The sequence below is a fragment of the Desulfoluna sp. HI9BLuna genome (assembly GCF_056829775.1).
The window spans coordinates 407,106-433,463 of the sequence record NZ_CP186555.1; the positions used below are offsets into that span (position 1 = coordinate 407,106).

The window sequence follows — 26,358 nt, forward strand, 5'->3', positions numbered from 1 at the left end:
ATCAGTACAACCAGACCCTCAGCATGGATAGAAGTTTTTCCGCGTTCACGGGTTTGGCCAGGTAGTCGCTGGCACCGGCCTCGATGCACTTGCTCCTGTCCCCCTTCATGGCCTTGGCTGTCAGGGCGATGATGGGCAGCCTGGAGAAGGCCTTTTTCTTGCGGATCTCCGTCATGGCTTCGTAGCCGTCCATTACCGGCATCATGATGTCCATGAGGACCGCGTCCACCTTCTCCATGGCCTTGAGCTTGTCCAGGCATTCGATGCCGTTCCTGGCGATGACCACCTCCATGTTGCGCTCCTCTAACACACTGGAAAGCGCAAAAACATTGCGCATGTCGTCGTCCACCAGCAGGATGGTTTTGCCGCTCAGCACCGCCTCCTTATCGTGGACCATCTTGAGCATGTTGCGTTTCTCCTCCGGCAGGTTGGCTTCCACACGATGGAGAAACAGGGCGGACTCGTCCAGGAGCCGCTCCGGGGATTTCACCCCCTTGACGATGATGCTCTCGGCGTAGCGGTTGAGCTCTTTCTCCTCATCCCGGGTCAGGTCCCTTCCCGTGTAGATGATGATGGGCACCCGGGTGGAGGTGGGGCTCAGGCGGATCTTCTCCAGCAGTTCAAAGCCCGTCATGTCCTCCAGGCCGAGGTCCAGGACCATGCAGTCGTAGCCTCCCCTGTCCAGCTCTGCCAGGGCTTCCCTGCCCGAGCTCACCGCAGTGGTCTCCACATCCCCGGTGCCGATGAGGGTCTCGATGCTCTCCCGGTGGATCTTGTCGTCTTCCACCAGCAGAAGCCGACTTACGGGCTTGGAGGCGATGTCCTCCAATTTACTCAGGGCGTCTTCCACCTTCTCCATGCTCACCGGTTTGGTGAGGTAGCCCACCGCCCCCATGCGCATGGCATCCAGGCAGCTGTCGTTAGCAGACATGAAGTGCACCGGAATGTGCCGGAGTTCGGAGTTGCCCTTGAGGCGTTCCATGACGGTCCAGCCGTCGATGCCCGGCAGGCCGATGTCCAGGATGATGGCGCTGGGCTTGTAGTAATCGGCAAAATGCAGCCCGGTCTCCCCGTCTTCGGCCACCACGCACTTGAACCCCCGCTCCCGGGCAAAATCCCGCATGATCCTGGCGGAGTTGAGATCATCCTCAATGATGAGCAGGCTCTTTGCCTCCGGGGTCAGGGTTTTGCGGTCGTCCTCCACGTAATCGCTCTCGCAAGGGGGAGAGGCAGGGGCTGCCAGGGGGCAGTCCGGAACGCTGCAGTCGACAGACGGAGGAATCGGCGCTGGTGAAGAGACCGGTGCGCTCTCCTGGCGGGCGGGTGCGGGCTCCGGCACCGGAGACGGCTCGGCCGCTGCGGACGGTGTCGTCCCCTGGTACGCCTCGGGGAGAAGCACGGTAAAGGTGCTGCCCTTGCCCTCTTCGCTGTCCAGCAAAATCGTGCCGCCCAGCAGCTTGGCCAGCTCCCGGGAGATGGACAGGCCCAGGCCGGTGCCGCCGTACTTGCGGCTCGTGCTGCCGTCTGCCTGCTGGAAGGCCTGGAAGATGGCCACCTGTTTCTCTTTGGCGATACCGATGCCGTCGTCTGTAACGGCAAAGGCGAGAACACCTTCGGGCTCCATCTCCGCCCTGGCGAGGAGGTCGGGGCCGGGACGGGACACGGTGAGGGCCACTGAGCCCCGATCGGTGAACTTGAAGGCATTGGTCAAAAGGTTCCGCAGAATCTGCTGGAGCCTCTGGGAGTCTGTGCGGACCATCTCCGGCACGCCCGGGGCAACGCTTAAGCCCAGGGCAATCTGTTTGTCTTCGGCCACATCCTTGAACAGCCGCCGGATATCGCCCATGAGCCCGTCCATGGTCACGTCCTCGATGACCAGCTCCACCTTGCCCGCTTCGATCTTGGAGAGGTCCAGGATCTCGTTGATAAGGGCCAGAAGGTCAGCGCCGGAGGCGTGGACAGCCTTGGCGGACTCCACCTGGCGCTCCGAGAGGTTGCCGTCCTTGTTCTTGGAGAGCATCTGGGAGAGGATCAGGATACTGTTCAGGGGGGTCCGCAGTTCATGGGACATGTTGGCCAGAAACTCGGACTTGTACTTGCTGGCGATCTCAAGATCCCGGGCCTTCTGCTTGACCACCTCCTGGGCGGCCTCCAGATCGGTGTTCTTGCATGAGATGGCCTCTTTCTGTTCCTCCAGGGCCCGGGTCCGTTCCTCCAGCTCCTCGTTGGTGACCCGCAGCTCTTCCTGCTGGGCCTGGAGTTCGGACTCGGACTCCTTCAGGGCCTTGGTCTGCTCTTCCAGCTCCTCGTTGGTGACCCGCAGCTCCTCCTGCTGGGCCTGGAGTTCGGACTCGGATTCCTTCAGTGCCTTGGCCTGCTCCTCCAGCTCTTCGTTGGACACCCGCAGGGCCTCCTGCTGCTCCTGGGCCTTTTCCAGGAGATCGTGGATTGTCTGGCGGGACTTGGCGGCGTTGAACAAGATGGCCGCGTTTTCCATGTTCTGCTCGATGAAACGGCGCTGCATATCGGTGAAACGGCTCACCGAGCCCAGAAGCAGCACGCCCACCACCGCACCTTCAAAGGAGACGGGTGCCGCGATAAAATTGGACGGGATGGTCTCCCCCGCCCCGAAGTTCACGGCAGGTGCGCCGCTCTGCATGTCGCTGAACACCAGGATCTCGTTTTCCATGGCGGCCTGGCCCACCATGCCTTCCCCAAGGGCGAATCGGTTGAAGTTGCCGCTGCGGTCGGTGAAGGCATAACTTGCCTTGAGTTCCAGGCCCTTGTCGGTCATGAGGTACAGGGCTCCGAGCTGGGCATCCATGTGCCGGGCCATGAAGGAGGTAAAGCGACGTGCCAGCTGGCCGCTGTCGTGTTCACCGCGCAACTTGTCGTCCAGCCCCTCTTTTCCGGATTTGAGCCAGTCCAGGTTCTGGAGTTTCCGCGCCATGTTGTTCAACGCCCTTGCCAGGGCCCCCAGCTCATCCCTCTGGTTGAGCTTGAGGGAGGCATTGAGCTCCCCGTTTGCAATGGCCTCGGCAAACCGGATGTCCGCAATGAGGGGCCGGGTGATGGCGCGGGAAAAAAACAACGCGCCGATACCGATGCAGGCAAGGAGGAGCCCGGCCACCAGTCCGATCATCCGATAGATGCCCCTCACCGGTGCGGTGACCTCGTGCCTGTCGATCTTGGAGATGAGGCACCAGTCAAGGCCGGGGATCTCCAGCCGATGGTAGGCAACCAGAACGGCCTGCCCGATGCTGTCCATGTAGGTGGCGTGGCCGCCTTCTATTCCCCCCCGGACTGCGTCATTCCAATACTCTGGCGGGTTCTTGAGGGTCGATCCCACCACGAATTTCCCGCTGCCGATGGTCTTCACATTGCTCCGCAGCTCGAAACGATCCGTTTTTGCATTGATCCCGAGGAGGTAAGACTCACCGGTGCTGCCCATCCCCTGGCGGGCGTCCACAATGTGTGTCACCTGCTCCGGTGAAAACTGGAAAATCAAGACCCCTTTGACGGTGTCGCTGTCGTATCGAATGGGATGCCCCATGAACAGGGACTGGAGCCCCCCGCTGGGTCCGAAGGCAGCAAAATCGGACACAGCCGTTTTGCCGGTGGCCGCCACTTCCCGCCATACCGAGGCCAGGCCGGTCTCCTTGTAGGCACCGTGGCGCAGGTTGGTGCCGAGGTCGTCTTCGCCTGCAACGGAAAAGAGGACATCCCCCTCGTCGGCATCCACCACAAAGATATCGTGGTACCCGTAGTTGCGGGCATAGACATCCATCATCTTGCTGTAGGGCTCCACCTGACGCCAGTAATCGGCGGACCGGCTGTCCAGCCCCACGGCCGCGCCTTTGCGGGACAGGGCCCTTTGGGACTTGAGAACCGCCAGCAGCTCACGGGTCCGCTTGGACTCGGCCATGAACGCGATCCCGGCATGACGATCCGCGAAATACTCCTCGATCTGCCCTTTTCGGATCACCTGCACCGTGCTGAGCTGATCGAAGGACTTGTCCAGAAGAGAATCCGTGGACAACCGGGCCCCGAAATAGCCGATGACGACCAGGGGAACAGCACCGGAGATGATAAAGAGCAGGATAAGCTTGAACCGGATCCGCATATCTGAAAAACGAAACATGTGTACTCCAAAAACCAAATAACAGGCGCCCACAGCCCCCACGTAAAACACTCACACCAGCACACGCCCGGAACCCCACAGGCCCCGTGCCGATACGCACATCACCCCATCTTGAGAAAGCCGCGACGACGCAGGCAGAAAAATACGCGTCGACCCGGCCCGTTTCCTCACTTGGGTTTACAGGTCTTGACATGAAAAAGTCAACCGCTGATACCGGGTGATGCCTTATATTGTCAAGTCCGTAAGACTCCCCGCGGGCATCCCCCACAACCGGTAACGCAAAAAAGCCTATTCTGTCACGGATTCGGGAGAGAATAGGTACCGAGTTCTCGCCTCGGCCTGAACTCGATCACCCCCACCTCACGGGCCTCCGCAGTGCCGGTTAGGGCGCTTTGACGGCACAGCTCCATGGTCTTCATGGCATCCGGGCCAGAGAGTTCTTTGGAAAGGGTGCAGTGGGGAAGCCATCGTCCGGGAAAATACCGCTGGAATGGAGGGTGGGCGCAGCCATCCAGAAGGCTGTATAACCGTTGCTGCAGGTCAAGAAGGGGCCGGTTCGGGACCGGAGAAAGGATCACGGTGTGCTGCTCCCCGGGAATCAGGGAGATGGCGGGAAATGTGATGGGAAATCGAAAACACTCCTTTGAAAACGCCTTGACCAGGCTTAGAATCATCGCCTCATCAATGGAGGAAAGGACCGCCAGGCTCAGGTGGGGCCGTCCTCCGATCTGCTGGAGAACGGACGGCACCCCGGATGCGGCGAGGCCATCCCACGTTCGCCGGATGGCGGCTTCAAAGTCCGGATCAAAGTAAAGTTCGATGGAGTATCCCATGCTGACCTCGCAGAAAAAAACCGTGTAACAATTCAGTTGCCTCAAACGGTTTAAACCTTTGGGCCACAAAAGGCAAACACGGGTTAAAAAAGGCGGAACCCGGCGGTGATCATGAACCGATGCAGGACGGGATCGTCCCGGGCAAAATCTTTGACCAGATTGTACTCCACGCCCACGTACCCCACCTCATCCAGGTTAAAGCGCAGCCCGGCCGATCCCGTGGCCCCCGCGCCAAACTCGGAGAGCCCCGGCTCCGGGTTGAGATCGCCGATGATGCCCCCGCCCTCCAGAAAGGGCTTCGGGAGCCAGACCTTTTTCGGATTAAACTCCACGCCGGCACCGGCCGTAAGGGAGGTCACCGGATCGCTCACCTCGGCCCGGCCCAGGCCGTAAAGTCGAAGCTTGGCACCCAGAAGCGAGTAAAATTGATGCCGATAGGAGAGATCCAGACCGAAGGTCCCTGCCCCTGCCTTCCCCGGGGCCGAGGTGCCGCCCGTCACGCTGGTGCCGAGCTGCAGGGCGTGGGTCCGCATCCAGGAATCGAGGGCGTTGGGGCTGTCCCAGACCAGACCGAAGCCACCGAAGGACTGCCCGGCAGCGGCCAGCACGCGTTTGACAAAGGTGGTGCACTGCAAACCAAACAGGTTGTAGTTGGGTTTGGACCGGCAGGTTTTCCGCGCTTCCTTCATGGCCGCTGCAAACTGGGCGGCGGTGAGGACAAAGCGCTGGGAGGCTGTGGGTGTGTGGCGCGTATCCGGGTGATGCACGCACCCTTTGACATCTTTGGTGATGTTGGAGCCGTCGTAGCCCCACTGGGGCCAGAACCCGTAGGTCCAGGAGGTCCCCTTGTCGTCCTCCAGCCTCACCCAGGAGTGCCCCACCTTGTGGGTTAACGGAAGCAGGAGGAAGGTCCCCTCTTTGTCTGCGTACACGGTAATGGAAAACTTACCCGTGGCCGGATGTTTGACAGGGTCCGGCTTTGCGCAGTCCTTAGAACAGTCCTTGGGACTGAGCCGGGCCACCACCGAAGCGGTGCCCCGCTGCTGAACCACATGGGTCAGTTCATGGGCCATCACCTGACGCCCCGCAGACGAGTCTGACGGCGGCAACCCCTTGCCCAGCACGATATGGTTCCCCAGGGCAAAGGCCCGGGCATGAAGGGACGCGGCCAGCTCGGCGGCCTCCTCCCCTTTGTGGACCCGGACGCCGGAAAAATCCCGACCGAAGCGCGGTTCCATATAAGCCCGGGTCCCGGTATCCAAAGGGACCCCGGAGGACCTCAGCCCCAACAAACCTGTAAAACAGGCATCCCTCGGCCCGGCAAAGGCCGTTTCAACACCTCCCGGTGACGGCATGGCCGTCACCTGCCGAGCCACCCGATGGGCCTCTTCCTCAGCCCTCTCCCCACCCGCGCCGCCGACGGTCACCGAGGGCAAAGGGGAAGGGCCCCGTGGGCCGGATGCCGAGTGTTCGCCTCCGCGCGCCATCCATTGTTGCATCCCGTGGTTCCCCACGGCCCGCTGCACCCTCAGGGCAGATATTCCTCCCCGGGCCGGGGGCACACTGCCGCCGGTATGGGTCGCCACCGCCCCTTTGGCCTCTTTGGCCTGACGTAAAAAAGTACGCATGAACGTTCTCCTATATCCAACAGAAACCGCGCAGACATTGAAGGATCATCACGCCTTCCACAGACGACATACCGGAGGCTATATGACGCAGAGCCTACCCCTTAAATACACGGTTACGGGCAATACGAAGGCACCTGGCTGGGGAACAACCCCTCCCCCGCGTTGCATTCCCAGAAGATATGCCCCTCGTCGTCCATGGAGGGAACGAACAGAAGCTCTCCCTCTTCCATGTCCACGGTGAGGGTCATGTTGGACGCGTCCACCGACAGATGGCTCCCATCCGGCAACGAATCCAACACCCCGATGTCCTCCAGGGTGGGGATCTCTTCCGTTGTCTTGTAATAGGCTGCCATGGCTTCGCGCACCGGCCGGGTCTCGTGCATCACCGCGGTGGTATGGGCCTTGACCTTGTAGGTGGAAAACTGCGGGACGCTCACGGCAATAGTCGCGAACACAATATAAATCAGGATAATCAGGCTGGTCCCGGCCCCAAGGCGGCCGGCGTAGGGCAGGAAGGCGGCAAATACATAGGCGAGCCCATGGCGCGGTGGATCTTTGGCTTCGGGGGCCACCACCCGGGCCACACGCTTGGAGACCCAGGGATAGCCGGAGATGAGCTCATGAAGAGACATCCAGAAGCCCGACGTCTGCCGACTCTGACGCAGGTAAGCCTTGAGGTCCATGTCTTTCCATCGTTCAGCCCCCGCGGACAGAGCGGCCAGGGCCCGTCCCGCCCCTTCCGGCGTCTTGCAGCATGCCAGGCCATGGCGGTCGCATGTGGTCTCCCGCGCCCGGGAATAAGCCGCCCCCAGGAGGGGAAGCCAGAGAACAGGCCAGCGAAGCATGGTCCCGGTGAGGTGTTTCATCCTGATGTGCCCGAGTTCATGGCCGATGTAAAATTTCACCCCGTCGTCATGGGCTGCCATGGCATCCACCACATCGGAGAAAAGCACCACGAAATGGGTGCCAAGAAACCGGGTGGCAAAGGCATTGAACCCTCCCTCACCGTTTAAAATATAGGCTTTCGGAGCCTCCTTGAATTTCAGAAGGTTGCTGCAGTAGACAAACTGGGCGTAAAGGTCGGGGAACTGCTCCTGGGACAGCTCGATGCCGTTGCCCTTGATATGGGCGATGAGGGCGGATTGGGCAAAAAGATAAAACACAAACCCCACAAGCAACACGACCAACGCGACCCCGACAGTACCAAGGATCAAAAGACCCCACACCGTAATCCCCAGGACAAGGGTAAGTGTTCCCAGAACGCGCTCGCGCGGACAGACTAGCTCTTCCATACCATCTCCTTTGCCCGGATATTTCACGAGTCGAGTGCATCCATATTCAAGGCATCAGAGCTGCAGATGTAGTGGTTTACCTCAAAGCTCTGATAACGCAGAAGATGGGTGCACTCGGCTCGCCCGAAGGGTGAGAAAATCAAACAGCAAACGTCGATTTACATTTTGTATTTTCAAAATAGCTGACATTTCCATTGTAGCTATTCGAAATAATGGTATTTTCCTTCTGACTGGTTGTTTTCTCATGAAATATACGGGTTTGCTCAGCGGTAACAAGATACAGACTCAAATGACGACACGAATTCAGCAGGTGAGAGCGGGTCGATCCTCCGGGCTATGGCTACTTGATGAGTTTGTCGACACCGATCTCCGTCAACATGTCTCCCACCAGAAAGACCAGCAGGGAAAACGCGATAATGATACCGAGCTTGGACGCCCAGTTCCTGTCCAGGGGCCAGAGCAGCTGCTTGTGGTACGCCTCGATTTTGTCCCTGTCCTCCTCCTGACGGATCACAGACCAGAGCGCCATGACCTTTTTCTGCCTGGCGATGATGGTAAAAAGCATGGGTGAAAGAAACAAAAGCGGCACAAGCCATTGGATCATCTTCTGGCCCATGTCCGAGGCTCCGGTTGCACTCTGGGAAGCCTTGGAGACAATGGGAATGACAAGGGCGGGGGACAGGGCCCAGTAGATCATGTTCAACGCCTGGTTCCAGCGTTCCAGGCCAAACTCACGGATGGACGAGTAAGGGTCGAGCCTTAGAACGACCCCATGCCGCCGGGCAAATGACATGCTGTCGAACCAGACAAACAAGGCAAGATGGGCCCAGATATGAAACAGAGACGCCACCCCCACGACAATGATGATGTATTGCTGGGTATAGGCCAGACACACAAAGATCAGGTTGCTCCACTTGCCCGGGTTCTTTTCGCCCGGATGACGCCTGAACAACCACGCCTCCGTCCAGGAGGCGTCCTCAACCCGGTGTGTCACCTCCGGCAAGGGAATTGTCCCGTCTGATACCTCGCGCCAGCCTTGTGGCTCGGCCAGGAAACGGCCACCTGTAGACTTGCCGCTGCCCTCTTCCCCCTTCAACAGGTACACATGGTCGGGCGGGTCAAGATAGAGCCCCACCAGGTCTGCCGTGTCCAGGGCCATGATGACAACGGCCAGCAGGGAGGAGAGAATAAGGATATATTTCCGGTAGCGGTCGATATGGTTTACAAAGTCGTTCCTGCACGCGGGCACCCCGCCATCGCAGCTGTTCACGACACACCCGTTGGCAAACAGGTCTTTCCATGACGCGATGAACTGGTCCCAGGTCGACCGGTAAAGATACAGGCCCGGAAGCCAGAACAGGGGGAAGAGAAACCAGTTGGGCTTTTGAAGGTAGCCCTTGTAAATATCCCCCGTGGCCAGGCCGAACAAAACGGAAAGCGGGAGCATGGCCAGCGAGTAACCCATCAGCGCAAGGAGCAGGACACGGGTTCTGCTTTCAGCAAACCTGCCGATCATGGGGCGCCGCACTCTTTGAAAAAAACCGGTTCCATCGTACGCTCCTTGGAAGGGCGAATGCAGATACCCATTTCGTCCCGGCAACGCAAGGGTCATTTTACTACCAGTCGATACCGTTTGGCCCACGATCCGCCGGAGACAATTTTGAGCTGAAGAGGATGCATAAGAATAAGTAACGATTGATGTCGCCCCTGGCAGGCCGTTCCCGCTTGTTCCTACATCTTCATCAATCTGTCCAGCGTTTTTATCACATCGTCCCGGTTCTTTTTACTCTTCATCCACGCGGGGAGATTCGTGATGATGGAGTATTTTCCGGCATGATCTCCCCGTTCCCTCAGGGAAGAAGAGATATACTCTCTGAGATACGTCAGATGCGCCGTATTGTATGCCCATATCTCATTGCCCCTGACGTCATCAACATACCAGAGCCGCTCCCCGTTATACGGGTCAAGGGGTCTGCCGCTGAAAAAATCAATGGACCACGAGATGTCCACAACATTGACGGCACCACACTCCGGGCAGGGAGCCTCAACCGTGTTGAAGGGCCTTTGCGGGGTCGATTCACAATTCACCCGAGCGTTCACCCACTTGTGACCGCACGCGCTGCAGGGACGACGGCCGAAGCCTTTGACGGGCCCCGACCAGGAAAAATGCTCACACGTCCTGGTGTACGAACATCGGGTGCAGACCACCCGCGTGCCTGTGGGGCACCAGGGGAGCAAATACTCGGATTTGCCTCTGGAGATGGCGTGCCCGTCGCATTCCGGGCACCGGATGTCGATATCCTGTTGAAGAAAGTAGTAAGCGGTGTACCAGGGCTCCGTGAACTGTTTCGAATTCCGGGGAGAGGACATAACCAAAACGCCTTTGAGGTTTCCATACGTAATAAAGGAGGATCAACCCTTCCAGACAAGGGCATGATTGAATCGCCTTTTTTACTCAATCCAAAAAACTTAAGCAATAAAAAACAGCGTTCAAAATCCAACCGCATTGAACGCCCCACCGGGATCCGAGGTTAGTTTTTCAGCAACCAGCCATTATTGACGGCGGTTTCCAGATTCTGGAGAAACCAGGCGTAGATATCCGGTTCTACGTCTTTTATGAAGGCATGGGCTTCCATAACCTGGCTTTTTGTGATCCCGTGGTCCTTCCATGCCTGTCCATGGCTTGCCAGGTTATGCAGAAAAGGGAGCAACCGGTCCACCACCTTCAACAAGGCGGCTTCCCTGGAGTTCCCGAGTTCCTGCTCGTCCCACAGCTCGGCAAGATCGTTGATGGTGTTTCCGCCATGGGCCGCAAGCCTTGCCACGCATTTCCTCTCCAGGTCCGGCGCTGCATTTCGCGCGCTGTCGTAGAGAAAGGTATCCCCGGGGTCAATCTCCCCCAGGTCATGGACGAGGGCAAGCTTGATGAGTTTTTCCATGGAGACGTCTCGCTTCAGATGATTGGCGATCAGCCAGCAGGCCATGGCCAGGTGCCAGGAGTGCTCCGCAGAATTTTCAAGGCGCTTGCCGCCCGCAATGTAGGTTCTTCGGTTTACGAGCTTCAGGGCATCGAGTTCCAGCAAAAAATCGGTCAGTGCGTCCATAACTGTCTTTGGTCTCCCCCAATTGGTGTGACGGCAGCTTCCGCAGCAATCGCCTGCGTGTAGAATTTCGTGTCCACGGCCATCTTCGGGAACGAAGGGGGCAGCGCAGATGCCGGGATTTCAAGAAACCCGTGTTTTTCGTAAAACCGATGGGCTGCCTTAAATGCCGACGTGGTCCCAAGGTAGATACCGTCGATTCCCGTTGAGGCCCCCCATGCCAGAAGGGTTGTGAGCAGGCGTTCCGCCACCCCGTGCGTCGCCCCCCGGAAGGCTTTCTTGACGAACATTTTTCGCAAGGCCGCTTTCCCGCCGCCGATATCCAGCAGCGACACGGTGCCCACAACCTCTTCTTCGCTTACGGCCACCCAGAAGTTGCCGTTTCCTTGTTGATAAAAGGACGGGATCTCCAGCAGATCGGGTTGATCGGCAAGGGTAATATCGATCTGGAATTCCTCGCGTTGAATGGACAGGATCATCTCCACGATCCCGGAAAGGTACATCTCTGAATAGGGCACGATTTCTGTCATGAATGTTTCCGCCTGGTTTCTGATTTTTCCATTTCAGCACCCTCCCCCACCGTGCACAGGAGGGCAAACCGGTCAGGGCCGGGGGCAAACCCGGGTAACAAGCCTTTCAAGGGCTTGCCTGTCTCCTCCCATGAGAACGGGGATCATTGGTTTCAGAGTCTCTTCGTCAAGGTCCCACCACGCCAGCCGGAGCAGTTTGTTGTCCCACGAGTCATTGACGGCAACATCTTGTTCCCACATATCCCGAAATATGGCAAAGGGATAATTTACAAAGCTCTCGTTTTTGTGGTTGCCCCCGTTGAGGAGGAAAGTGTCGTCCGACCCGGATATTGCCATGCTGCCTTTCGCCGAATACGCCCCTGATTAAGCGTAAGATTACCGCACCTGCCGACCTCCGGAAGAGGCTTTCATTCTCTGCTGTTCCTCCTTGTAAAATGAGACAATCCGGTCGATCATCCCAAACTGCCGGGAGAGAAGGTCTTCGGTGATGGTCCGGATGCCCCACTTCTTGAAATCGATCTGCAGGCCGTTGCCGCCGGGGTCTTCTGCCCCGTCCAGCTCAGAATAAAACCCGCCCACGGAGACCAGCAGGCGGTGGACATCCTTGATGGCGTCGCAAAGCTCGGATACGTCGGAACCGGAAAACATTCCGGGGATGGGTTGGATCTCGGGCAAGGTCATGGCGACCCTCCTTTTTTGTGAGTGCGGTGTGACGGAAGCGGCACACAACAACGGCTGAAGGCGCTCATCCTGCAGGAGCAAACGCACCACCGCCGTGCCGTTTTTCTGCTAAATGCCCGGGCAACGCGCATCCTTTCGCCGTCTTTACGGATCCGTGGCCATGGGGACACCCGTGGCGTAGCGCCCACGATCCATCGCCCAAGAAATCACATAAGCAAATCCGGCGATTTTTTCTGTGCGTGTGACACGGCTCAAGGCAAATGAGACAGCCCCGGGCATATCCGTGAAAGGCAAACGCACCTTCGGTGAGATCAGGAGAGGAAAAACCCTGACGACAGGGCTTTGAGACATGGCGCCGAGTTCCGAAGATGCGTCTTCCCGCCTGTTAGTCAGGCACAGGCGCACCCAGGGGCCACAAAACGCGGCAACACGGTGTGTTGAAAGGGGTTAACGTGGAATGGGGTAAGTAAAATACGACTTGAAATGGATTGGGGGGTGGTGTAAAAAACCGCTTAGCCATGACGACCTCCTTTTAAGGTTGTTCTGGTTAGGCCTGGCAGGATGTTGCACCATCCTGTCGGGTCGCTCCTCACACATGCAATAACTAGTTATTACCGCCTACCATAAGTTCCTCTTTTGGGAATGTCAATATTTTTCATCCCAAAATGCAGGATGTTGCATCCCGCCACACCGGTTAAGGCCACGCACTTTCCCCAGAAAAAATCGTCTGTTTTCATGGCCTGAACGGGCCTGCGAGGGTTGCTCCGGACAGGTCACGCATCCAGAGCACCCATATTCAAGACATATGCGCTGAAGATACGGCAACCGGCTTTGTATGCCTTGCCAGCTCTTTAGCCCTCATGATCAAAATCGTCAGGGTACTCTCCCTTTTTGAATGCGTCATACCAGACCTGCCTCGCCTCCGGTGTGGACAGCGCCAGCTCTTCCAGCACCTGCACCGTAAAATCCACGGCGCCCAGCCCGCTTGCGGTAATCACCTGCCTGTCCCTGACGGCAAGGGCATCCACATAAAGCTTCGGGTCGGTGTGGCCGGAGGCCATTTTTTCCAGATAGACGGGCGAGTTGCTGGTATGCTCCCTGCCCTTGAGGATCCCGGCCCGTGCAAGAACCGTGGTGGCCGCGCAGATGGCGGCAATGGGAGTACCGGACGCCTCCAGGCTTTTGAGGAACGGCTCTAATTCATCCCTTGGGTACCCCTTTTCCCACAGGTAGCCCCCGGGCAGGATGAACAGGGAGATATCTCCCGGCTCGACCTGGAAGAGGGGCATGTCCGGGATCACACGCAACCCTCCCATGGAAACGACAATGTCTTCTGTAAACCCCACGCTTACCACCTCGGCCTTGCCCAACCGCCGAACTTCGGCAAGGACGTTGCCCAGCTCCCAATCAGCATACCCGTCAAACACAAGCACATACACGCGTTTCATGCACACAAGTCCTTTCTTCTTATTCCATCCCGGCCGGTGGCCAGCCTGATAGATGAAAAAATGACGCCACCTTCGGGTGGCAACATCGATGCTCCTGGTCCAAGCCTGCCGATGGATGCCACCTTCCAGGCCAGAGGGGTTGCGCTTTTCAAAACGATCAGCCCCCCCTCACCAACTGCAGCTCTGATGTCTTGCAGTGTATCGCCCCCGGCTACACCTTTGACATTTCGTTCACGGCAAACAGCGCAACCGCATCTTCCGTTGCCTTCAGATACTCGGCAAGATGGGCGCTGTTCATATGCACCTGCCATAATTCGCGGCTTTCCCATCGTTCGTAGAACAGGAAGACCGCCGGGTTTTCGTTGTCCTGGTGGAGATCATACTGAAGGCAGCCCTCCTCCTTCCGGGTCGGAACAAGAAGCTTTAGCAGCTCCCCCTTGACCAGGCCGATTTGTTCACTTTTTGCCTCGATTCTGGCGACAATGATCAGTTCTTGTGACATGTCAAGCCTCCTTGGGAATAATGCCGGGGCATGCTCTAAAAAAAGCTTCGTCCCCCAAAAGCAATGAGAAAAAGCTGAGCGTACTCTGCCCGTGGACCATCCCCACTAAAGATACGTTTTAAGAACAACGGCATCGGCACCGTCGGATCGTATATGGTACTGCATGGCAGTGGGTACAAAGCCCAACCTGACCAAAAGGCACAGCATGGCCGCGTTGTCCGCGAACACCAGGGCGCGAACATCCTTAAAGCCGAGAAAAATCGCAACCTCCACGGCGTGCTTCACCAAGAGCCGCCCGAGCCCCTCTCCTTTTCGATGCGGCAGCACGCCGACACCATAAATTTCAAACCCATCCAGCGAATTCACCTTAGCGACCAACACGCCCAGGATCTCGCCCAGATCGTCCAATGCGCAGAAATATCGCCCCCCATGCTCTTTGTGGTGTTGAAGCCATGACTCAACGACGTCCGGCTCAAACGGGAGAAGGGTCAGGGACAAATACATCAGGTTATCGGGAGCATTCCAGATCTCAAGCAACACCGGCAGCAACGCGATTTTTTCGACGACCCGATCCTGGGGAACGAATTCCCGAACATCTATGGATTGCATACCGAACTCCTTATCACTGCCCACCAATGGAAAACACCAACGGGATACTACGATGATCAAAATCACCGCCGTTAATGGCACATCGTATGATCCTTCGTCTCCAGGCGATGCCAAGGTACCGGTTTATCTCCAAACGTCAACATCATACCCGGCCCTCACAAAAAAGCCAAAAGCCATATTCACATTTATCTGCGTATTCCTTACTGTCAAAATGACGCCTTTTTTCGTTGTGCAACGCCGCCATCTCCCCCAAAAGGTGTAGATAAACACACCCTTCCTCCCAAAAGGGGTAGACAAACATACCCAATCCCCCATTTGGGGGAGTATTCCATCATCTAACATTACCTGAAAATTGAAAAACAAATACTTCCAGCGGCTAATACGGCATCGACATGCCATAGGAAGGCAATTAACACGCCCCAAGAAATAGTCTCGACCATCCCAACGATCCTTTTATTCCAGGCAAGAAACCATGAATCTCAACGGTATCGCTACACGTCCGTTCACCATGCCCTAAAATCCATTACCTCCGTGCAAAGAACAAATCGAAAACAAAATTCGTTTTTCGACCATAATCCCCTTCTAAGGAAAAATCATTAATTTCAAATTATTACTGCACAACATACCCCAAAATAGGTAGAAAAAAGGTCATAAAAATCTCTCTTTCGGGGGATTTACGCATCAAATTCATTGGCTTAAAAGAGAACCATATGCACCACATCGCCCTCCTGAAATTTTATTGCGTCAGCATTTAGCGAAAAAGACATAAGCGGTTCAATACAGCCAAGTAGATAAAGGGCACCTGAAAACAAAATCAAACGTTTTAGAACTCAGATCTTAAAAAAAGAGAACACACCTTAATTCATTATTCGACGATTTCTACAGGCCCCATTCGCTTTAAGGGTCAGGTCCATCAATCCCGATGCCTGATCCGGGGCGATAATTCATCAACACCATAACGTGAAAGGAGTCAAAAGTCATGAAACGTAACCTGGTTATCTTGAGCAACACGCATTCCGCCCTCCGAGACGCCCTTGAAAAAAACAACAGCGTCTCTGGAGAATTCGTCAAAACGGAAAGCCCCCGGACGTCTCAGGTCGACGGCCACAACCTTTTGTTCGTCGATACCGAATCTTTCGGTGAAGCCGAAGCCATTCGGGATGAGCGCGTAGCCACAGCTCTGAAAAGAGGCATTCCCATCATCATCGAAAGCCCTACGGTCAAACTTCTCACGGAACTGTCCGGGTGTGGCGCAGAAAAAGTTGAAGCGGCACTTCTTCTCCAGGGAAAAGGCCGGTTCTTCTACTCCATGTCCTATATGGATCCATCCGCCATCAGTGAAGAGTCTAAACTAATTCAAACTGAAATCCCGGAAGACCAACGAGGGAACGGTGAGGATGAAGCGATACAACAGGAGTCCCCTCTTCCGACAGCCACCACAACAAAAATCACGGACGACAGGCTCGAAACTCGCCTTGTTGAGGACCTTGGTGACATGGAACATGTGGAACACAAGCTTGGCAGCTTGCACAATGATCCTTTCCACCAAAGCGACATTCCTGACAACCGTACATGGTCGCACATCTGGGAAAGTGACTGGGTCAACCAAGTCAGAAAGGATCCGTCTGGAGAGCAACCAGAAAAGACACAAACACTTCGTTTCAGGTACTCGACCACCTTCAAGCTGCTCGCAGCCGACGAACCAGCCAAGGTCAAAATACTCAACACGGTGGTGGGAGGATTCGGATTCGACCCTGTGCCTGGTGGAGAACAGATGATCCGCAACGACCATAAACACAGGGGCTGGGCACAATCCGTTACAGCCGTCGAATTCAACCCTGTTGATGACGTGTTGGGATTCATCCAGGACTATGTTCCCATCAATCAGGCCAATAACGTCACCATCAGTGCGGGTTACAGTTGGGATATCGGTTTCACGGGAGGCGGCGGCCCCGAAGGGCCCGAAGGCAGCCTCAGCTTCTCCTACGGCAAGAACGCAAGCCACACCAAGGAATCTTTGGACTTCAAAACACTAACCGAATCAAGGGGAGACAACGGTATCATCTTCTATCACAATACCCACATCGTTGGGGGCGACACCGAGATCAACGCCCTCAACCTATTTGCCGACGGCTGGAACGACGACATGTCCAAATTTTTCTACTATAATTTCCCCAACGGGGAGCGGGTCCGAGGCTGGCCGTCCCTTTCCACACAACTCCTCAAACCCGATTCTGAATGCGTCTGGTACGCCAAAGCCGATGAGACACGAACCGGGGTTTTGGACTATTATGGTAGACAGGGAGTTAACTACTTCTGGACTAAATATCCAAAAAACTACAACAAATGTGAGAGTATTTCCAGTTATGCCCGTATTTCTCTCACGATGGACACTGTAAATTACAACGATGAAGAGAGCTGAACGGAGGACAATACATCAGGCAATGGGTAATTCGTAAACACGGTTTTTCGGCCTTTATGCATTCGAACATACGCCACTTTTTTCGGTGTTGAATTCGAATTCAACAGCACCTCGCCTGAAATCCGGGGAAGGATTAGCCTGCACCTTTTGAAAAACGTCCTCATCCCGGAGCCGGGCTCCCATGAATCCAGCTCCGGGATTTCATCAACATGTCAGTTGTCAAATTTTTTTTGCTTCTGTGGAGGAGATTCCTGTGTGGACCGATCGACTTATCAACCCAAGCGTCAATGACGCCAACAAAGCCTGATTCTGTTGAAGCGAAAGGAAACCAACAATGAAAACGCCCGCATTAAAAGCTCTTATGACCCTTACAGCTTGCGCCCTGGTATCCACAGGGTGCCAGTCGTCAATCAGCGACAGTTCGTTATCGAGAATTGGTGACAACCAGGTTTCCTTTGGCAGTGGAGACAATACCAAAAACAGCAGCATTGCCCAAAACGGAGGAACCGCCAACAACCACAGCAATATCATAACGAACCACTATACGATCAATAACCCAACGGCGAATACCACCGAGAGGAATCCTGGCCCCGAAATTGGCACAAACAGCTGTACGTTCCCGGTATTGGGGACCCTGTCTGTCATGGTAAAGCCAACAGATAAAAGTGGGAATTACTGGGATGAAGCCAATAGAGTCACCGATGAAGCCGGCGCGCCAGATATCGGCTATCTGATCACGTTTTCCGACAACACCCAAATTGCATATCCCCCAAAGAAAAAATCAGAAGACGGTGGATGGGGTAACATCGATGGGATGGAAAGTAAAAACATGTTCAATTATACGTTCAAAGACGTCTTAATCAAATCTGAACGCTTTAAAATAGATATTTTCGATATCGATCAAGATCGAGCCACCCTCATCGCCTCGGGTGAAGGCAAAATTAATGTCCAGCGTGAGTTTGACCTGGCCAGCGTAGAAGTTGTCGTTGCGCAAACATTCCAACATTAGGCGTTTGTGGACAGGCTCTGTATTGTGGGCTTGCTTTTGCTGCACGTCCTGATCGTCGCGTAGCCTGTCTTTTCGGCCAAAAATCCAAACAAAAAAAACAAGACGGCCAACCGCGAACCTAATCGCCGCCAAACGCCACCTGGTTAATCCGTGTGAGTTCACGGATAATGGCGGAGCCCGTTGCACGCTGGGTATAGTCCCGTTTTGCATGTTTGAAGAGTATTTGAGCAGCCCCCTGGCCGACGATGTATGTCGCGGGGACATTCAGCTCACTTGTATCCCAGTACCCTTCCACGGCCCCTTCAATGCTCAGTTGACCATAAATCCGGACCATCTCCTCCATGGCATAATAGGTCATGCCGAGCTTTCGCCCCAACGCGTTGGTGGTGTCGCTTATCAAAATCACGTTGGTTGATGAAAAGGTCGACTCCTCGGCTGTCTCTCTGCTTATGACAGCAATCTCGCAACCAATGGCTTTAAAGGCAGAAGCCATGCCATCGAGCATTGCGACCTGGGCCCGGCAGTATGGGCACCACGAGGCTCGCATAAAGCAGAGAAGCAGGGGCTTGTCTTTCGTTAAATCGAGGATACTGTATTTTTTACCTGAAAAGGTTGTGACAACCTGATCGGGGAGGCTCTCGCCAAGGGGCGTTATTTTTCGCTCGATCCTCTCATCGAGTATGTCGATCGCCCTGATTTTAAGATGTTCCTGCAGGCTTATCATTGCTGCCTCCTTTTGAAATTCTTCCGGCGGATTCAAGGCCAAAACCGCCGGGTTAAAGCGTTCGGGATAATCATGTGCCACGGGTACCCATGGTTCATAAATTCTTCAAGAGCCCGACACCCGTCAGCACCACGGCAACAACCAAGCCTAACCCTCCAAAATAGATCAACCATCGAAACACGGGGAAGAAAGCAAGGCCGAAAAAACCACCTGAAACAGCTATCGCCGCAAGGGGTGCGCTCAAGCGAGCGGTCCACATCGTGGGAGCTGAAAGATTGGTGGCGTCTATAAGAACCTGTAAAACCAGGGACAGGATAACCCAGACCCCTGCATGGGCATGCCCTGCCCGCCAAAGAGCCCATTGTGTCTCATCCAGAGAAAGGGTTCCCGGAGGCAACCCGGCGACACCCTTTGTGAGTGCACCGAGCAACGTAATTCCGCCATAAATTATCGTGGGGATGGTTAGAAGAGTAATGCCTGAAACAATTTTTGCTTCAAAAGAAAGATTCATCTGTCACCTCATTTAGAGTTTTTTCTTAGGCAATCCAACAACCGAACAATTCGACAATCAGCCGTTCCATGCATGTAAAAGAGTGAGGGAGATTGGCATTCTGAGTGAGCAGGGGAGGAAACTGAAGTGAAATGAAAATCTGTTGCCCGATAAACGATCAAAAAGCCTTTTTCAGGTACTGACCGGCAGAACCGTTTTCAGCATGAGGGCTTAGACCAACGGAGTCTGAAACCACATTGTAATCACAGGCAATTCTATTCTTAACATTTTTTCAATGATGTTCAAACAACATACAAACGAAAGGGGCAGGCTTTTTTTCGAGGTATCATCAAAAGGCGTTCTTTGAACCTGTCCCCTCTTTCTTTTAGTCTGCCGGGAGTGAAATTCTGGAAATGAGCATTGGGGACGGCCTGTTGCTCTCCGAGGCAATCTCCGGGTTCCAGCAGGGCTACCACGCAGGTACACTGGCCGATTATATATTAGAGGGCCAGCCGCTAAATGAATTCGCCGTCACCACTCCTCGCCGAGGTAAACGGTGCATCAACTTAGCGCGGGCCCAATCACCCGGTCTCACAAGCCCCGAGGACGTGCAGACATTCACAACCCTGTTCACCTCCAAGCGGGCTCTGAAATCAGGAGAATAAGAGTGGCAAGGTCTTTGGGCATTCCAGATCTCAAGGAATAGCGTCAAAAACCTGCTTTTTTCTTCGAGACGGTCCTGAGGGGGGGGTAAATTCCTTGATGGTTTTGGAAGCATATGGTGATCATTCATTGTGTTGCAGTGGCTGACGCAACAACCGGACAGCTTATAGGAGGAAAACCGGCTGCCGCCTTTTAATTCTCAAGCCCCTTTGATCAACACCAGACAATCAGGGGATCCTGAGGTTTTTGATCCCGCTCTCTTCGAACTCACGTGAGTACTTCTCGGCGCATTGATTGATTGCGGTAAATCGGTCGATGGAATCCATTTTTTCTGCCTCTTCCTTACCAACCTCTTCTAAAAAATCACGTTTACCGAGTTCTTGGCACAATGATTCCCAAAAGCACTCATCATCGTACTCATCTATGTAGTGATGAACATCCTCGTCCATTTCAAACCGGTTTGTGGGGAAAAACCCTTCAAGCTGCTTATTATATTCAATCAGACTTTCGTATTTAAAATCTTTGGCAAAGGAATATACTTTTTGAACAAGCTCCTCGTATTTTTCTGTACCTGCGTCCTTCTCAATTTTTCGAGCGTTCATTACCCAATTGGCAATATATACAAGATCAAGAAGCTGCCTGAACTCTTTTTTGGTAAAGTTTATTTTCACGTCGTGAACTCCTGAATTTATTATAATGGCAGGAACCGGATTTTCCTTATGAGCTCACACTCGCACAAATTTCTCACGATTGTAAAGACTCTTCAAAAAGAAAAAAACAACCCCAGTCCATCATTGAAGAAGGGCTGGGGCGTTTTACGTGTAAAGCGGACAGCTTCTATACAGAGGGGGTTATATCCCAGACATCCTGCTCTTTTTTGGAGTCCAGGGTGATGTGCCAGATCCTATTTTTGGTAAAATCGATGCGGTCGAGGTCCACTTTTCGAACCCGCCGGTTGTGTTGCGTATGGAAATACAACTTGTGCTCACTCTGGTCCCAGGCCGTGGTCCAGAGGGTTGTACTCCTCATCCCTTTCAGGTCAACCGTTTCCTCATTGGAGCCTTCCCCTGATCCCAGGGGCAGGTTAAAGTTATCGAGAATCCGAAACACTTCGTAGACGGTTTCACTGGAATGCTTTGTCGGGCGTGCAGTCTGGGTCCAGGCAACGGCCCGGACAAAACGGGAGGGTGGCGTAAAATCACCGGGCAGCCCGATCATACCACTTGCTCCGCCTGTGGGATTCACCGCAACACCTTCAAGTTCTTTGCCCGAGGCCTCCTCTGAAGTGAGCTTTACATAGTTCCTGAGGTTGGTCATGTGCCAGTCATAGGAAGGCGAGTTGGTAATCACTCCCAGGGGGTTGTCGAAAAAACGAATTTTCCCTTTCAGGCACTCGATAACAACGGACTTGCCCGAGGGTTCGGTGACGATCCAATGGGCGTCCACAGGTATTTCCAGGGCCTCTTCCACTACGGCCACAAGGCGTACCCCTTCCATCCCTTTTTTGACCTCGTCCACGGTGGCGTATTGCGTAAGGATATAGGCAACCACATCCACTGCGGTGATTGTATCCTTTGCATTGACGGGGTCGTAAGCCATGTACTCGGCAGTGCCGGGATGGTAGAACAACCCTGCCGTGAGCCCCTTTTCATTCATGCCGTCTGAGAGCGTATCCTTTTTGAGCATATCCAGGGCAACAACCCCGTACACCGATTCCCACGCCTTGCCGTTGTTACCATCCGGAGTCAGCCCCCTGAATGCATACCCGCGGGGTACAATGGCCACCCTTGAGTTCAAATCAAAGGCACCCCATTCCATGGAACGACCATAGACGCACGATCCGTCTTCCGCCATCAATCTCACCCCGGTGCACGCCTCCGCAGAGGCAAAGCAAAACAAGAACAGCAGCAGGATACCTGTCAACAAACCCGTCAACTTACGTCCGAACATGAATCGATCTCCCGTATTATGGATTTTTATTATCGCCGGTACGGTCACCGGCACACGTGACTGCACACACCTGTTTCACGACCGACACCCACCAAAACCAATGCAATGAAACGCCTTTGCGTCGCCCATGCCATGGATATCCTCCACGGCTTTCCATGCGTTGATCGTGCAGCAGGTAATTGCAGCCAACATAGACAGCATTGAACTGCCATGAAAATTCCCCGAATGGAATATTTTGCGAAACGCCCTGCCTCCATTTCGGGAAAGCCGTCACATTTCTGAAAAAAACATTTTTTGGTCATATGAACGAGGAAAACCGCAAGGGACACTGAGAAATCGAAGCCCTTCAGGTTACGATAAGCAGGCTCAACGTCCGCTCTCTTTTCAGCGTATCGATGCGGCTGTCAGTCCCGACATTTTTACATATATTTTTCAGGTGTATCTTGACGCTACATTCAGAGACATACAGCGTCTCAGCGGTCTTTGTCATCGGCCAGTAGCGAAACAATTTCTGTTTCGCGTGACATAAGCAGGTTGACAGGGGGGGAGAACTCTAAAAATTTTGACTTTATGCTAGCTATCTTTTCTTCCTTGCGAAAAGCAAGCATTTCACAAGGAATCAGGCTTGTAAATAAAAAAGAAAAAACGGGACAGGCTCTTCATATCCTGAGTGTAATACTCAAAAAAGAGCCTATGTCAGCTTTTTATCTAAAATCAAATTTTGCCGGTGAGGTGAAAGTCCGATGTGACTATTTATTTTGGGAATCCTTCATGGACTGGACAAGGGCCTTAATATGGGCGTTATAACCCTTTATCCTTAAAATCGAAGCGTCGGTCAGGGGAGAAGACGTCGTTTGAGCAACGGCCTGGATGGCTTTCAGGTAACTGGGCAGGATTTCGGACATGATCTTGTGCCCTTTTGGCGTCAGACTGACCATGGCAGAGCGTCGATCGTTGGGGTCGGTTTTTCGATGAACAAGGCCGTCCCGTTCCAACACATCAAGGTTGTGGGAAGAGGACGCCCGGGTCATCTCGGCCACGATTGCAAGGTCAGCGGGCCTCATGATTCCTTCCGGGTGAAGATAAAGCCCCCTGAGCATATCAAAACGCCCCTTGGGTTGGCCGCTGATGGTTTCCGTCAGCAGCTTCAGCATCTCATGAAGTTTCTCCACTTCCAAAAACCAATTCATGGTCGTTTCAAAAAGGGAGTCATCAATGTCTTGCTGTTCACGCACATAAGAAAGTTGTGCTTGGAGCATTTCTTTTTTTATCATGTTGCCGTCCGCCTTTTACAGTTTTTTGGAGCTTCGCCTTGAAGCGCCTATATGTAAAAATCTTAACGAGCGGTGTCAACGAAAGATATCCCGGCCTCCCTGCCGGTCCGTACAGCGATTCAGGTTACGGAGGTTATGACGGCATATGCGTCAAGGCAAGCTGACCTGCATGATCACGATAAATCCTGTGCAGTTCGGTTGAGGCCTGCATAGACGCACCATCCATGACTCCGTCGCGATTGTGTGCCCCTTTGTCATAAGCCAATCCGTGGGCCAGGGACCTTGAAAGGCACTCCGCAGCCAACGCCGCCATGGCAGCATGGTTTGCCTGGACGGAGCACATCCCACGGCTGGCAGGCCCTGCCCATGCCAACATGAGCTGAGCATGTCGCCGGGCGATGCCAAGTTTTTCCATGGATTCATGGGGCAATGGCGTAGCAAGAGCCAGCCTGATCTGCTCAAAGCAACAGGACGCGTGCCGCTGAAACCGCCGCTTGGGGGACGAGGGGTAAAAAAGGGCAATGAGAAGACCGGAAACCAAGGTACCTCCAACCATACACCAGACATAACTTGTGACCACTGCGAATGAAGCCATGGTCGCTGCATAACTGTAGGCACAACTGTTCATCAGCACCCCCACCAGCATCCCCAAACCCCGAACGCGTGGATTTGGAGCGTGCATGAACCAACCCCAGAACGCAAAAATCGATGCGATCACGAGAAAGAAAAACTCGGTACTGTGGATGACCGGAAGAACAAAAAAAAGAAGCAATGCGCTTAAAACCATTGCAGCGAATTGGATGACAATAACAAAGGGCAGTGTCAGAGCCGGCCCTGCTGTACAGAAAATAATCTGAAGCGTGGCAAGAAGGGGGATAGCCGACCCTCCGGGCCAGCCTGTAAACCGCCACAAAACCATACCAAGGGTTGTTGCTCCTCCTGCAAGGAGTGCTTTCCATGCACTGTGAAAGGGGCCGCCGTAAGGATCCTCCCGCATGGGGTGATAAGCCTTCTCAATGCAGTCGGCTGTGGTGTCCTCTGAAAGGAAGCATCGCCTGGTTTCATATTCAAGGCGGTCCATGCACTCATGGGCCAATATAATGAGTTCACACCAGGGCCCCTGGAAGGATTTAGATGGAGCAGGCCCGGCATCGTTGTCGTCATGGCGCTGGCATGATGCGTCACCACAACAGGGAAGGTCCGCTCGAAGGGTATACAGCCTGTTTGCAAGGGAGCGAAGGTAGCATCCCGAAAGGCTTCGGGACGTCACGTCAAAGGATGCTGAGGGAGGCTCGGTACAAATCAGGGTAAGATGAGCGGCCAGGTCGTCCAAAATGGCAAGAACGCGTTCATGACTCAGACGTTTTCTACGGAATGCATTCGTGTCACGGCAGGCATGGCGCAGCTCATCCCGCAGCAGGGCAACGCCACCGCAAAGCTCTCCCGGTTGAAGCAAAGGCGAAACGCGACCCTGGGCAACCTGTTCGGCCCGTTGACCGGACAGCGCGGAGAGCTTTTCTATGAGACGACAAAGGTTGTTCCGATAATCTTCACCGGCATATCTCGGAAGAACCACCTGGTGGGAGAGAGCTGCGGCCACAAAGCCTATGGCCACACCGCAGACACGGTCCACGGCCAGATAAAACGCAAGGATCGGTGCGTTGACACGGGTGAGGGTTACCAACCCGGCGGCCACAACGGCCCATCGCCAAAACTGAGGGTGCCGTGTTTCGAGCATGGCGTAGGTCCCCAACATGGCCAGAGAACCGCAGGCCAGAGCGTACAGCAGGCCAGTCTGAGAGAGAAGACCAACGAGAAGAAGCCCCGCAAGTGTTCCCGCGATATTTCCTGCGAGGCGCTTAAAAAGTTTGTCTGAGACGGCACCATAATTCATCCCCTCAACCACGAGAATTGTTGTGGGAGCCCAATAGGGGTTTTCCAGTCCGAGCCACAGCGAGGCATACAAAGCCCCCGCCACAGCAAGCCCCGTACGGAACGCATACCCCGCCTGCCTTATCTGCATGTTGCTCTCCTTGCCCTGTATCAGGATCCGGTGCTGATGGCCACGGATGCCGTGGTGCCGGGAATAACCCTCAAGCCCTTGATTGTTGAGGAAAAAGTTATCTCCACGGGTACCCTCTGGGCCAGGCGAACCCAGTCAAATACAGCAGGAAGGCTGGGAACGAGTTCTGCTGAGGCAGAAAATTCACTTGGTGAGATGGCACAGCCAATGCTCTTGACCTGGCCCTTTAACGGGGTATCGGGCATGGTCATAAGAGACACCGTGGCAGGACTCCCCATACGGATGGATTCCAGCTGGGTTTCTTTAAATGCTGCCATCACATGGATACTCTGGTCATCCACAACCGCCATCACAGGCTGACCTGTCACCGCGTAGTCCCCGGGGTTGATCCTTACGTTGACAACATGCCCGTTCACCGGAGAGCGTACTTCTGTATAGGAGAGGTCTAATTCAGCCCTCTCAAGGCGAAGGCGAGCGCTTTCGATGAGCACGTTGTCCTCTCCTGTGGCCCCAAGCCGCATTTTTGCTTCCTTCAATGCGGCCCGTGAGGCTTCAAGTGCTGAGGCAGATTCGTCAAAGGCCATCACCGCATCATCCAGGGTCTTCTGACTGATGCTGTTATGCTTCAAGAGAAACGCGTACCGCTCCTTGTTTCGTTTGGTATTAACGTATGTTGCCTCGGCCGATTTAACTCGGGCCGTGGCAATGTCCACTGTGGCCTTCAGGGTTGCCACCTCCTGCCGAGCCTTCCGAAGGGCGGACGCAGCACTGTCCCGGGCCAGGACATATGGCCTTGCGTCAATTCGAAAAAGGACGTCTCCTTTGCGGACCTCTGCGTTGTCGGTAACCTTTACGTCAGAAATCTTGCCGTTGACCTGGGGCGCCAGGGCTACGATATCTGCTTCCACAAGACCATGGCGGGTCCATGGTCGAAGCTCATATCGGCGGTACGCCGTCAGCATAAGAAGCCCTGAGATAAGAACCAGTCCACCGGTTGCGAGCAGCCGATGAAGGCTGTTTTTTTGTAACTTCATGCAC

Annotated in this window: 23 protein-coding genes; 4 read left to right on the top strand and 19 right to left on the bottom strand. The window is 54.6% G+C overall.

The genetic code is table 11. The annotated features are described in order from the left end of the window. Position 1 precedes the first annotated feature (1 nt). The 6 genes from ACOYW0_RS01445 to ACOYW0_RS01470 all read right to left on the bottom strand — a co-directional run bounded on the left by ACOYW0_RS01445 (position 2) and on the right by ACOYW0_RS01470 (position 9,982). Positions 2 to 4,141 carry a response regulator gene (locus ACOYW0_RS01445; protein WP_482416814.1) on the bottom strand — a complete coding sequence of 1,380 codons (4,140 nt, stop codon included), beginning with the start codon at positions 4,139 to 4,141 and terminating at the stop codon, positions 2 to 4. 296 nt (positions 4,142 to 4,437) lie between these two features. Then, a complete protein-coding gene (locus tag ACOYW0_RS01450; protein WP_482416815.1) occupies positions 4,438 to 4,974 on the bottom strand; it encodes a 2'-5' RNA ligase family protein in 537 nt (178 codons plus the stop codon). Positions 4,975 to 5,057: 83 nt separating this feature from the next. Further along, positions 5,058 to 6,602 carry an eCIS core domain-containing protein gene (locus ACOYW0_RS01455; RefSeq protein ID WP_482416816.1) on the bottom strand — a complete coding sequence of 515 codons (1,545 nt, stop codon included), beginning with the start codon at positions 6,600 to 6,602 and terminating at the stop codon, positions 5,058 to 5,060. 113 nt (positions 6,603 to 6,715) lie between these two features. After that, positions 6,716 to 7,894: a M48 family metalloprotease gene (locus tag ACOYW0_RS01460; RefSeq protein WP_482416817.1), complete on the bottom strand. Its 1,179-nt coding sequence runs from the start codon at positions 7,892 to 7,894 to the stop codon at positions 6,716 to 6,718. A gap of 340 nt (positions 7,895 to 8,234) precedes the next feature. Continuing rightward, the gene (locus tag ACOYW0_RS01465) at positions 8,235 to 9,410 is read right to left on the bottom strand and encodes a hypothetical protein (protein ID WP_482416818.1); all 1,176 of its coding nucleotides are present in this window, start codon (positions 9,408 to 9,410) and stop codon (positions 8,235 to 8,237) included. Between the two features lie 215 nt (positions 9,411 to 9,625). Next, positions 9,626 to 9,982, bottom strand: coding sequence for a hypothetical protein (locus tag ACOYW0_RS01470; protein WP_180140756.1), 357 nt, complete (start codon positions 9,980 to 9,982; stop codon positions 9,626 to 9,628). Positions 9,983 to 10,159: 177 nt separating this feature from the next. Here ACOYW0_RS01470 and ACOYW0_RS01475 point away from each other — a divergent pair, with 177 nt between their 5' ends. Then, positions 10,160 to 10,429 carry a hypothetical protein gene (locus tag ACOYW0_RS01475; RefSeq protein ID WP_180140754.1) on the top strand — a complete coding sequence of 90 codons (270 nt, stop codon included), beginning with the start codon at positions 10,160 to 10,162 and terminating at the stop codon, positions 10,427 to 10,429. On the opposite strand, the gene ACOYW0_RS01480 is transcribed toward ACOYW0_RS01475, so the two are convergent. The 6 genes from ACOYW0_RS01480 to ACOYW0_RS01505 form a co-directional block, all read right to left on the bottom strand. After that, positions 10,426 to 10,998 carry an HD domain-containing protein gene (locus ACOYW0_RS01480; RefSeq protein WP_482416819.1) on the bottom strand — a complete coding sequence of 191 codons (573 nt, stop codon included), beginning with the start codon at positions 10,996 to 10,998 and terminating at the stop codon, positions 10,426 to 10,428. The two genes, ACOYW0_RS01475 and ACOYW0_RS01480, sit on opposite strands and share 4 nt — an antisense overlap. Then, a complete protein-coding gene (locus ACOYW0_RS01485; RefSeq protein WP_482416820.1) occupies positions 10,986 to 11,525 on the bottom strand; it encodes a GNAT family N-acetyltransferase in 540 nt (179 codons plus the stop codon). Before ACOYW0_RS01485 ends, ACOYW0_RS01480 begins: the two co-directional genes overlap by 13 nt. Before the next feature lie 375 nt (positions 11,526 to 11,900). Continuing rightward, the gene (locus ACOYW0_RS01490) at positions 11,901 to 12,206 is read right to left on the bottom strand and encodes a hypothetical protein (RefSeq protein ID WP_482416821.1); all 306 of its coding nucleotides are present in this window, start codon (positions 12,204 to 12,206) and stop codon (positions 11,901 to 11,903) included. Between the two features lie 851 nt (positions 12,207 to 13,057). After that, positions 13,058 to 13,654 carry a DJ-1/PfpI family protein gene (locus ACOYW0_RS01495; protein WP_482416822.1) on the bottom strand — a complete coding sequence of 199 codons (597 nt, stop codon included), beginning with the start codon at positions 13,652 to 13,654 and terminating at the stop codon, positions 13,058 to 13,060. Positions 13,655 to 13,865: 211 nt separating this feature from the next. Beyond that, a complete protein-coding gene (locus tag ACOYW0_RS01500) occupies positions 13,866 to 14,156 on the bottom strand; it encodes a putative quinol monooxygenase (RefSeq protein ID WP_180140736.1) in 291 nt (96 codons plus the stop codon). Between the two features lie 105 nt (positions 14,157 to 14,261). Further along, positions 14,262 to 14,765, bottom strand: a complete 504-nt coding sequence (locus ACOYW0_RS01505) for a GNAT family N-acetyltransferase (RefSeq protein ID WP_482416823.1) — start codon at positions 14,763 to 14,765, stop codon at positions 14,262 to 14,264. Positions 14,766 to 15,744: 979 nt separating this feature from the next. Here ACOYW0_RS01505 and ACOYW0_RS01510 point away from each other — a divergent pair. Continuing rightward, on the top strand, positions 15,745 to 17,187 hold the full coding sequence (locus tag ACOYW0_RS01510; RefSeq protein WP_482416824.1) for a hypothetical protein: 1,443 nt from the start codon (positions 15,745 to 15,747) through the stop codon (positions 17,185 to 17,187). 334 nt (positions 17,188 to 17,521) lie between these two features. After that, complete coding sequence (locus ACOYW0_RS01515; RefSeq protein ID WP_482416825.1) at positions 17,522 to 18,196, top strand: hypothetical protein; 675 nt, start codon at positions 17,522 to 17,524, stop codon at positions 18,194 to 18,196. A 118-nt stretch (positions 18,197 to 18,314) separates the two neighbouring features. On the opposite strand, the gene ACOYW0_RS01520 is transcribed toward ACOYW0_RS01515, so the two are convergent. Both ACOYW0_RS01520 and ACOYW0_RS01525 read right to left on the bottom strand, forming a co-directional pair. After that, positions 18,315 to 19,001 (bottom strand): redoxin domain-containing protein, encoded by a 687-nt coding sequence (locus ACOYW0_RS01520; protein WP_482416826.1) that lies wholly within the window; start codon positions 18,999 to 19,001, stop codon positions 18,315 to 18,317. 13 nt (positions 19,002 to 19,014) lie between these two features. Next, positions 19,015 to 19,431, bottom strand: coding sequence for a hypothetical protein (locus ACOYW0_RS01525; protein ID WP_482416827.1), 417 nt, complete (start codon positions 19,429 to 19,431; stop codon positions 19,015 to 19,017). A 392-nt stretch (positions 19,432 to 19,823) separates the two neighbouring features. Between ACOYW0_RS01525 and ACOYW0_RS01530 the strand changes: the two genes are divergently transcribed. Then, on the top strand, positions 19,824 to 20,075 hold the full coding sequence (locus tag ACOYW0_RS01530) for an ABC transporter substrate binding protein (RefSeq protein WP_482416828.1): 252 nt from the start codon (positions 19,824 to 19,826) through the stop codon (positions 20,073 to 20,075). 225 nt (positions 20,076 to 20,300) lie between these two features. Here ACOYW0_RS01530 and ACOYW0_RS01535 read toward each other — a convergent pair whose 3' ends face one another. From ACOYW0_RS01535 to ACOYW0_RS01555, 5 genes are all read right to left on the bottom strand, one after another. After that, positions 20,301 to 20,744 carry a hypothetical protein gene (locus ACOYW0_RS01535; RefSeq protein WP_482416829.1) on the bottom strand — a complete coding sequence of 148 codons (444 nt, stop codon included), beginning with the start codon at positions 20,742 to 20,744 and terminating at the stop codon, positions 20,301 to 20,303. 166 nt (positions 20,745 to 20,910) lie between these two features. After that, entirely contained in the window at positions 20,911 to 22,023 is a 1,113-nt protein-coding gene (locus tag ACOYW0_RS01540; RefSeq protein ID WP_482416830.1) for a linear amide C-N hydrolase, read from the bottom strand. 749 nt (positions 22,024 to 22,772) lie between these two features. Continuing rightward, positions 22,773 to 23,297, bottom strand: coding sequence for a MarR family winged helix-turn-helix transcriptional regulator (locus ACOYW0_RS01545; RefSeq protein WP_482416831.1), 525 nt, complete (start codon positions 23,295 to 23,297; stop codon positions 22,773 to 22,775). 133 nt (positions 23,298 to 23,430) lie between these two features. Then, a complete protein-coding gene (locus tag ACOYW0_RS01550) occupies positions 23,431 to 25,320 on the bottom strand; it encodes an FUSC family protein (protein WP_482416832.1) in 1,890 nt (629 codons plus the stop codon). 20 nt (positions 25,321 to 25,340) lie between these two features. Next, on the bottom strand, positions 25,341 to 26,354 hold the full coding sequence (locus tag ACOYW0_RS01555; protein ID WP_482416833.1) for an HlyD family secretion protein: 1,014 nt from the start codon (positions 26,352 to 26,354) through the stop codon (positions 25,341 to 25,343). Positions 26,355 to 26,358: the final 4 nt, after the last annotated feature.

Coding starts and splice junctions, on each gene's coding strand:
- ACOYW0_RS01445 (WP_482416814.1), bottom strand. CDS start 4,141: ATGTTTCGTTTTTCAGATATGCGGATCCGGTTCAAGCTTATCCTGCTC.
- ACOYW0_RS01450 (WP_482416815.1), bottom strand. CDS start 4,974: ATGGGATACTCCATCGAACTTTACTTTGATCCGGACTTTGAAGCCGCC.
- ACOYW0_RS01455 (WP_482416816.1), bottom strand. CDS start 6,602: ATGCGTACTTTTTTACGTCAGGCCAAAGAGGCCAAAGGGGCGGTGGCG.
- ACOYW0_RS01460 (WP_482416817.1), bottom strand. CDS start 7,894: ATGGAAGAGCTAGTCTGTCCGCGCGAGCGCGTTCTGGGAACACTTACC.
- ACOYW0_RS01465 (WP_482416818.1), bottom strand. CDS start 9,410: ATGATCGGCAGGTTTGCTGAAAGCAGAACCCGTGTCCTGCTCCTTGCG.
- ACOYW0_RS01480 (WP_482416819.1), bottom strand. CDS start 10,998: ATGGACGCACTGACCGATTTTTTGCTGGAACTCGATGCCCTGAAGCTC.
- ACOYW0_RS01485 (WP_482416820.1), bottom strand. CDS start 11,525: ATGACAGAAATCGTGCCCTATTCAGAGATGTACCTTTCCGGGATCGTG.
- ACOYW0_RS01490 (WP_482416821.1), bottom strand. CDS start 12,206: ATGACCTTGCCCGAGATCCAACCCATCCCCGGAATGTTTTCCGGTTCC.
- ACOYW0_RS01495 (WP_482416822.1), bottom strand. CDS start 13,654: ATGAAACGCGTGTATGTGCTTGTGTTTGACGGGTATGCTGATTGGGAG.
- ACOYW0_RS01500 (WP_180140736.1), bottom strand. CDS start 14,156: ATGTCACAAGAACTGATCATTGTCGCCAGAATCGAGGCAAAAAGTGAA.
- ACOYW0_RS01505 (WP_482416823.1), bottom strand. CDS start 14,765: ATGCAATCCATAGATGTTCGGGAATTCGTTCCCCAGGATCGGGTCGTC.
- ACOYW0_RS01510 (WP_482416824.1), top strand. CDS start 15,745: ATGAAACGTAACCTGGTTATCTTGAGCAACACGCATTCCGCCCTCCGA.
- ACOYW0_RS01515 (WP_482416825.1), top strand. CDS start 17,522: ATGAAAACGCCCGCATTAAAAGCTCTTATGACCCTTACAGCTTGCGCC.
- ACOYW0_RS01525 (WP_482416827.1), bottom strand. CDS start 19,431: ATGAATCTTTCTTTTGAAGCAAAAATTGTTTCAGGCATTACTCTTCTA.
- ACOYW0_RS01530 (WP_482416828.1), top strand. CDS start 19,824: ATGAGCATTGGGGACGGCCTGTTGCTCTCCGAGGCAATCTCCGGGTTC.
- ACOYW0_RS01540 (WP_482416830.1), bottom strand. CDS start 22,023: ATGTTCGGACGTAAGTTGACGGGTTTGTTGACAGGTATCCTGCTGCTG.
- ACOYW0_RS01545 (WP_482416831.1), bottom strand. CDS start 23,297: ATGATAAAAAAAGAAATGCTCCAAGCACAACTTTCTTATGTGCGTGAA.
- ACOYW0_RS01550 (WP_482416832.1), bottom strand. CDS start 25,320: ATGCAGATAAGGCAGGCGGGGTATGCGTTCCGTACGGGGCTTGCTGTG.
- ACOYW0_RS01555 (WP_482416833.1), bottom strand. CDS start 26,354: ATGAAGTTACAAAAAAACAGCCTTCATCGGCTGCTCGCAACCGGTGGA.